The sequence below is a fragment of the Ideonella sp. P3_A4 genome (assembly GCF_056403075.1).
Window position 1 is genome coordinate 1 of the sequence record NZ_JBFUGE010000471.1, and the last position, 4,673, is coordinate 4,673.

Below are 4,673 nucleotides of genomic sequence, written 5' to 3' on the forward strand. Positions count from 1 at the left end.
TCCTGGTCGGCCTCACCGGCCTTGCCGGCGCCGGCAAGGCCGCGGCGGCCGCGGTGCTGGCGGCGCGGGGCTACCGCGCCATCGCTTTCGCCGACGTCCTGCGCCACCAGGTAACTCAAACCTGGGGCGTCGGTGTCGACATGCTGGCCGACCCGCACGGCAAGCACGTCGCCCGCGAGGCGCTCGCCTTCAGCCGCTGCAACGACACCTATTTCCGCGCCTGGGCGTTCCTGAACGGCTTGGCACCACACGCGCCGCAGTCGCCGCGCGCAGTGATGCAAGCGTGGGGCGACTTCGTTCGCTCGGCCGACCCGACCCAGTTCGTGCGCGCCGTCGACCGCTGGATCGTGGACCAGCTGCGCTGCGGCCACCGACACCTCGTGGTGACCGACGTGCGCATGCCGGCCGAGGCCAGGCTCGTGAAGCACCGCGACGGCGTGCTGCTGCGCGTGTACCGGCCCGAGCTGCGGGCCAACGACCCCCACTGCACCGAGCAGGCGCACACGCTGTCAATTGATGGAGCGGTGGTCAACGACGGTTCCGTCGTTCGCCTTTCCGAGCGCGTGATGGGCGCCGTCCAGGACTTGATGGGCTCCGCCGCATTCGGGGCGAGCCTATGAGCGGTGACACGAAGCCGGTGGCCTCTCGGTGCCTCACGGGCCCGGGAGCTGAAGCCACGTCCCTACTCGCGCGGGCGTGAACCTGAGAAGAATGCAAACAAGAAAGACCGAACTGATGATCGACGACTTCCAGACCACAGACCTGGTCGTGAAATCGCGCCTGCGTTGGGTCCGAATGGCCCACTACTGCAAGGCCACGGGCGATACCCCCAACGCCGTGCACGCCAGGCGCAAGAAGCGCCAATGGCTCGACGGAGTACAGTGCAAAGTCGCACCGGACGGCAACGTCTGGGTCAACGTCGACGAGGTGAACCGATGGGTCGAGGGCAAGGGGGAACCGACGTGAAACGCGAGCTGACGCTGCCCCGCGGTGTCAGCATTCGCGTCTTCCGCACCGAACGCCGCCTGCAGGTGGCGTTTTCGTTTCGGGGCGTTGAGTGCCGCGAGCTGTTGCCGCCAGGGCCCATTACCCAGACCGCCGTCACGGCTGCGTCGGGCCTGCGCGCCGAAATCCTGCGCCACATTGCTCTGGGCACTTTTGTCTACACCAACTACTTCCCCGAGTCGCCTCGCGCCGGCCAGTTCGGCCGCAGCGGCAAGYGCGTGCTGATGACTGACCTGCTGGATGCCCAAGAGAAGGCCTRTGCGGCCATGGTGGCCAACAAGTCGCTGTCCCCGTCGACCTATGACGGCTACGTGAAGGCCCTCAACAGCGAGCGCATGAAGTTCTGGCGCGACAAGACGCTGGCCGAGGCCACTCCCAGTGTGCTGCGCGAATGGGTGCGCAGCCTGGACGTAACGGCTAAGTTCGCCCGGAACCTGCTGACGCCGCTGCGCTCCGTATTCGACGACGCGCTCAACGACGAGCTGATCACGGCGAACCCCTTCGAGCGGATCGCGCTGGCCAAGCTACTGCGCGAGACCGCCAAAGCCAGTGAATACGAGGTCGATCCCTTCGACAGCACCGAGCGCGCCAAGCTGCTCGAGAGGGCACGGTCCGATGAGCGACCATTGCTTGCGTTTTGGTTGAACACGGGACTGCGGCCGGGCGAACTGATGGCGCTGCGCTGGGGCAAGGTCGACTTCGTGCATAACACGGCGCGCATCGATACCAATCTGGTGGCCAAGACCGAGAAGCTGCCCAAGACCGAGGCAGGCATCCGCGACGTCGACCTGAACGCTCCGGCGCTCGAGGCGCTGCAGGCCCAAAAGGCATTCAGCTTCCTGGCCGGCGAACACGTGTTCTTGAATCCACGCACCGGCAAGGCCTGGGAGACGGACGCGCAGCTGCGCAAGACGCTGTGGCAGCCGCTATGCCTTCGCGCCGGCGTTCGGTACCGCAACCCCTACCAAGTGCGCCACACGTTCGCCAGTGCCTTGCTGACGGGCGACGGCACGCGTCCTGGTGCCAACCCCTGGTACGTCGCTCAGCAACTGGGCCACGTCGACGTAACGATGGTCTTTCAGACCTACGGCAAGTTCATCAGCACGGACTACCAGAGGCCGCGGCTGCAACTTGTGACTGGCGCGTAGCAACCGCCACGGGCCGGGCGCCGGGAGGCGCCCGAACTACCCACTCATCAAACGACCATGCGGAAGCGCCCCTTCAGAGGGGCGCTTCGGGGTGCCTCCACGTGCGAATTGCACGTGCGGATCACGTGCGAATCGGTAGGCCACAAAAGGCCGTTCAGTCCGTTTCGCATCGCCTTCCACCTATGGGCTTTCATAGGCGGAAGACGTCTTGAATGGTGGAGCCGGGGGGAATTGAACCCCCGTCCGCAAGCCATCGCCAGGTAGATCTACATGCTTAGCTGACTGATTTGGTTCTCACGCTTCCGGTCGCGCAGCAGCACGCTACCGGACTCGCCAGCCACTTAGTCTCGTTCCCCAGCCCATGGCCAACTGGGGAACCAGCCAATGTGAATGACCTCTCAGCTTCAGACCTTGCGGTCTTCAACCCGGCCCATTGGCCAACCGTTGAGAGGCTCACCGGTGTTAAGCGGCGAGAGCGTACGAAGTATCGTTCGCAGTTACGTTGTTTCCAGTGGTTTTACGAGCGAACTGGTGCTCGGCATGCCMTATTCCAACTCCGAACCMACGTCGAAACCAGGTCGGCCCCAGGAAGACTGCTAGTTTAGGTCAGATCCAGCCAGTTCAAGAGCGCATCGGGCTGATTGATGATCGCATCGGCGCCCCAGGCTTCGATGCTGTCGCCCTGACCGAGGTAACCCCAAGCCGCGATCAGCGTGGCCATGCCGGCGGCGCGTCCAGCTTGTACATCGCGCAGGTCGTCGCCCACGTAGACGCAATCGGCCGGTGCATGACCGAGCCTCCGCGCGGCTTCCCATAGCGGCTCGGGGTGCGGCTTGGCATGGGCCGTGGTGTCGCCGCAGACCAGCGCGCCAGCGCGCGGCGACAAGCCCAAGCCTTCGGCCACCGGTACCGCAAACCGAGTCGCTTTGTTAGTCACGATGCCCCACGCGATGCCGGCTGACTCCAGTGCATCCAACAAGCGGTGCATGCCATCGAAGAGGCAGGTGCGGTCCAGCATGCCCTGCTCGTAGCGCGCAAGAAAAGCATCGCGCAGACCTTCGAAGCGTGGCTCGCCCGGCGTCACGCCAAAGGCCACGCCCACCATGCCTCGCGCGCCAGCGCCCACCATCGGACGCAGTTGCTCGTAGGGCAACGCCGCCAAGCCATGCTCAGCGCGCAAGGCATTGGCCGCACCAGCCAGGTCGGGCGCACTGTCGATCAAGGTGCCGTCCAGATCGAACAGCACTGCGCGGACTTTGCGACTCATGCGGGCCGGCGGCAAGCGACGAGATAGTTCACGTCGGTGTTGGCCGACAACCAGTAGCGCTTGGTCAGCGGGTTGTATTCCATACCCTTGAACTGATCGACCTCGAGCCCCGCATCACGTGCGAAGCGGGCCAGCTCGCTGGGGCGAATGAAGCGCGCGTACTCGTGCGTGCCCTTGGGCAAGAGACCCAGCACGTGCTCGGCCCCGACGATCGCGAACAGGAAGGACTTGGGGTTGCGGTTCAGCGTCGAGAAGAAGACGCGGCCGCCCGGCTTCACCAGTTGCGCGCAAGCTCGCACCACGGACGCGGGCTCGGGCACGTGCTCGAGCATCTCCATGCAGGTGACCACGTCGAAGCTCGCCGGCCGCTCGGCAGCCAACTGCTCGACCGCGACCTCGCGGTATTCGAGGTTCTCGACACTTGCTTCCATCGCATGCAGTTGTGCCACCTTCAGCGGCTTGACCGACAGGTCGATGCCCAGCACCTTCGCGCCGCGTCGCGCCATCGACTCGGCCAGGATGCCGCCGCCGCAGCCCACGTCAACCACTTCGCTGCCGGGCAGCGTGGCCAGGCCGGCGATCCAATCGAGACGCAATGGGTTGATCTGATGCAGCGGACGGAATTCGCCGTCCGGATCCCACCAGCGGTGCGCGAGGTCACCGAATTTGGCGAGTTCTTGCGGATCGGCGTTGACGGTTTTTTCGCTCATGACGCAATGGTAATGACAAGGGACCGCAGTCAATCGTCGAGCGTATCGCGGCCCAAAAAAACAAAAACCCGCCGAGGCGGGCAGAAAAGCAAAAACCCCGCCGAAGCGGGGTTTGGTGCAAAACCAGCGAACTGGCTTATTGCTTGGCGCGGGTACCGACGACCTCGATTTCGACGCGGCGATTCTTCGCCTTGCCTTCCTTGGTCTTGTTGTCGGCCACAGGCTGCTTCTCGCCCTTGCCTTCGGTGTAGACGCGGTTCTTCTCGACGCCCTTCTCGACCAGGTAGGCCTTGACGGACTCGGAGCGCTTCACCGACAGCTTCTGGTTGTAGGCGTCGGAGCCGTCGCTGTCGGTGTGGCCGACGGCGATGATGACTTCCAGGTTCACGCCCTTGGTCTTGCTGACCAGGTCATCCAGCTTCGCCTTGGCTTCGGGCTTCAGCACGGCCTTGTCGACGTCGAAGAACGCGTCGGCAGCGTACGTAACCTTCTCGCTCACCGGAGCGGGCGGCGGCGGGGCCGGCGGCGGCGGGGCGACCGGAG

The 4,673-nt window shown here is 64.8% G+C and carries 6 protein-coding genes, 1 other RNA gene and 1 pseudogene; 4 read left to right on the forward strand and 4 right to left on the reverse strand.

Annotated features, from left to right (window positions below; translation table 11 throughout):
- The 4 genes and pseudogenes from AC1DYI_RS27015 to AC1DYI_RS27030 all read left to right on the forward strand — a co-directional run.
- Nucleotides 1-620: deoxynucleotide monophosphate kinase family protein (locus tag AC1DYI_RS27015; protein ID WP_477207210.1), on the forward strand; the 620-nt coding region annotated here is incomplete at its 5' end.
- A 115-nt stretch (nt 621-735) separates the two neighbouring features.
- Nucleotides 736-966, forward strand: coding sequence for an excisionase family protein (locus tag AC1DYI_RS27020; RefSeq protein WP_477207211.1), 231 nt, complete (start codon nt 736-738; stop codon nt 964-966).
- Nucleotides 936-1,178, forward strand: a pseudogene (locus AC1DYI_RS27025) (Arm DNA-binding domain-containing protein); the annotation flags it as partial. The gene AC1DYI_RS27020 and the pseudogene AC1DYI_RS27025, both read left to right, overlap by 31 nt.
- A gap of 51 nt (nt 1,179-1,229) precedes the next feature.
- The gene (locus AC1DYI_RS27030) at nt 1,230-2,153 is read left to right on the forward strand and encodes a tyrosine-type recombinase/integrase (RefSeq protein ID WP_477207215.1); all 924 of its coding nucleotides are present in this window, start codon (nt 1,230-1,232) and stop codon (nt 2,151-2,153) included.
- A gap of 213 nt (nt 2,154-2,366) precedes the next feature.
- Here the strand turns inward: AC1DYI_RS27030 and ssrA are convergent.
- The 4 genes from ssrA to ompA form a co-directional block, all read right to left on the reverse strand.
- Nucleotides 2,367-2,739, reverse strand: a transfer-messenger RNA (tmRNA) gene (ssrA, locus tag AC1DYI_RS27035).
- A gap of 15 nt (nt 2,740-2,754) precedes the next feature.
- Nucleotides 2,755-3,420: a phosphoglycolate phosphatase gene (gene gph / locus AC1DYI_RS27040; RefSeq protein ID WP_477207212.1), complete on the reverse strand. Its 666-nt coding sequence runs from the start codon at nt 3,418-3,420 to the stop codon at nt 2,755-2,757.
- Entirely contained in the window at nt 3,417-4,130 is a 714-nt protein-coding gene (gene ubiG / locus AC1DYI_RS27045) for a bifunctional 2-polyprenyl-6-hydroxyphenol methylase/3-demethylubiquinol 3-O-methyltransferase UbiG (RefSeq protein ID WP_477207213.1), read from the reverse strand. Before ubiG ends, gph begins: the two co-directional genes overlap by 4 nt.
- 136 nt (nt 4,131-4,266) lie before the next feature.
- On the reverse strand, nt 4,267-4,673 hold a 407-nt coding region (gene ompA, locus AC1DYI_RS27050; RefSeq protein ID WP_477207214.1), incomplete at its 5' end, for an outer membrane protein OmpA.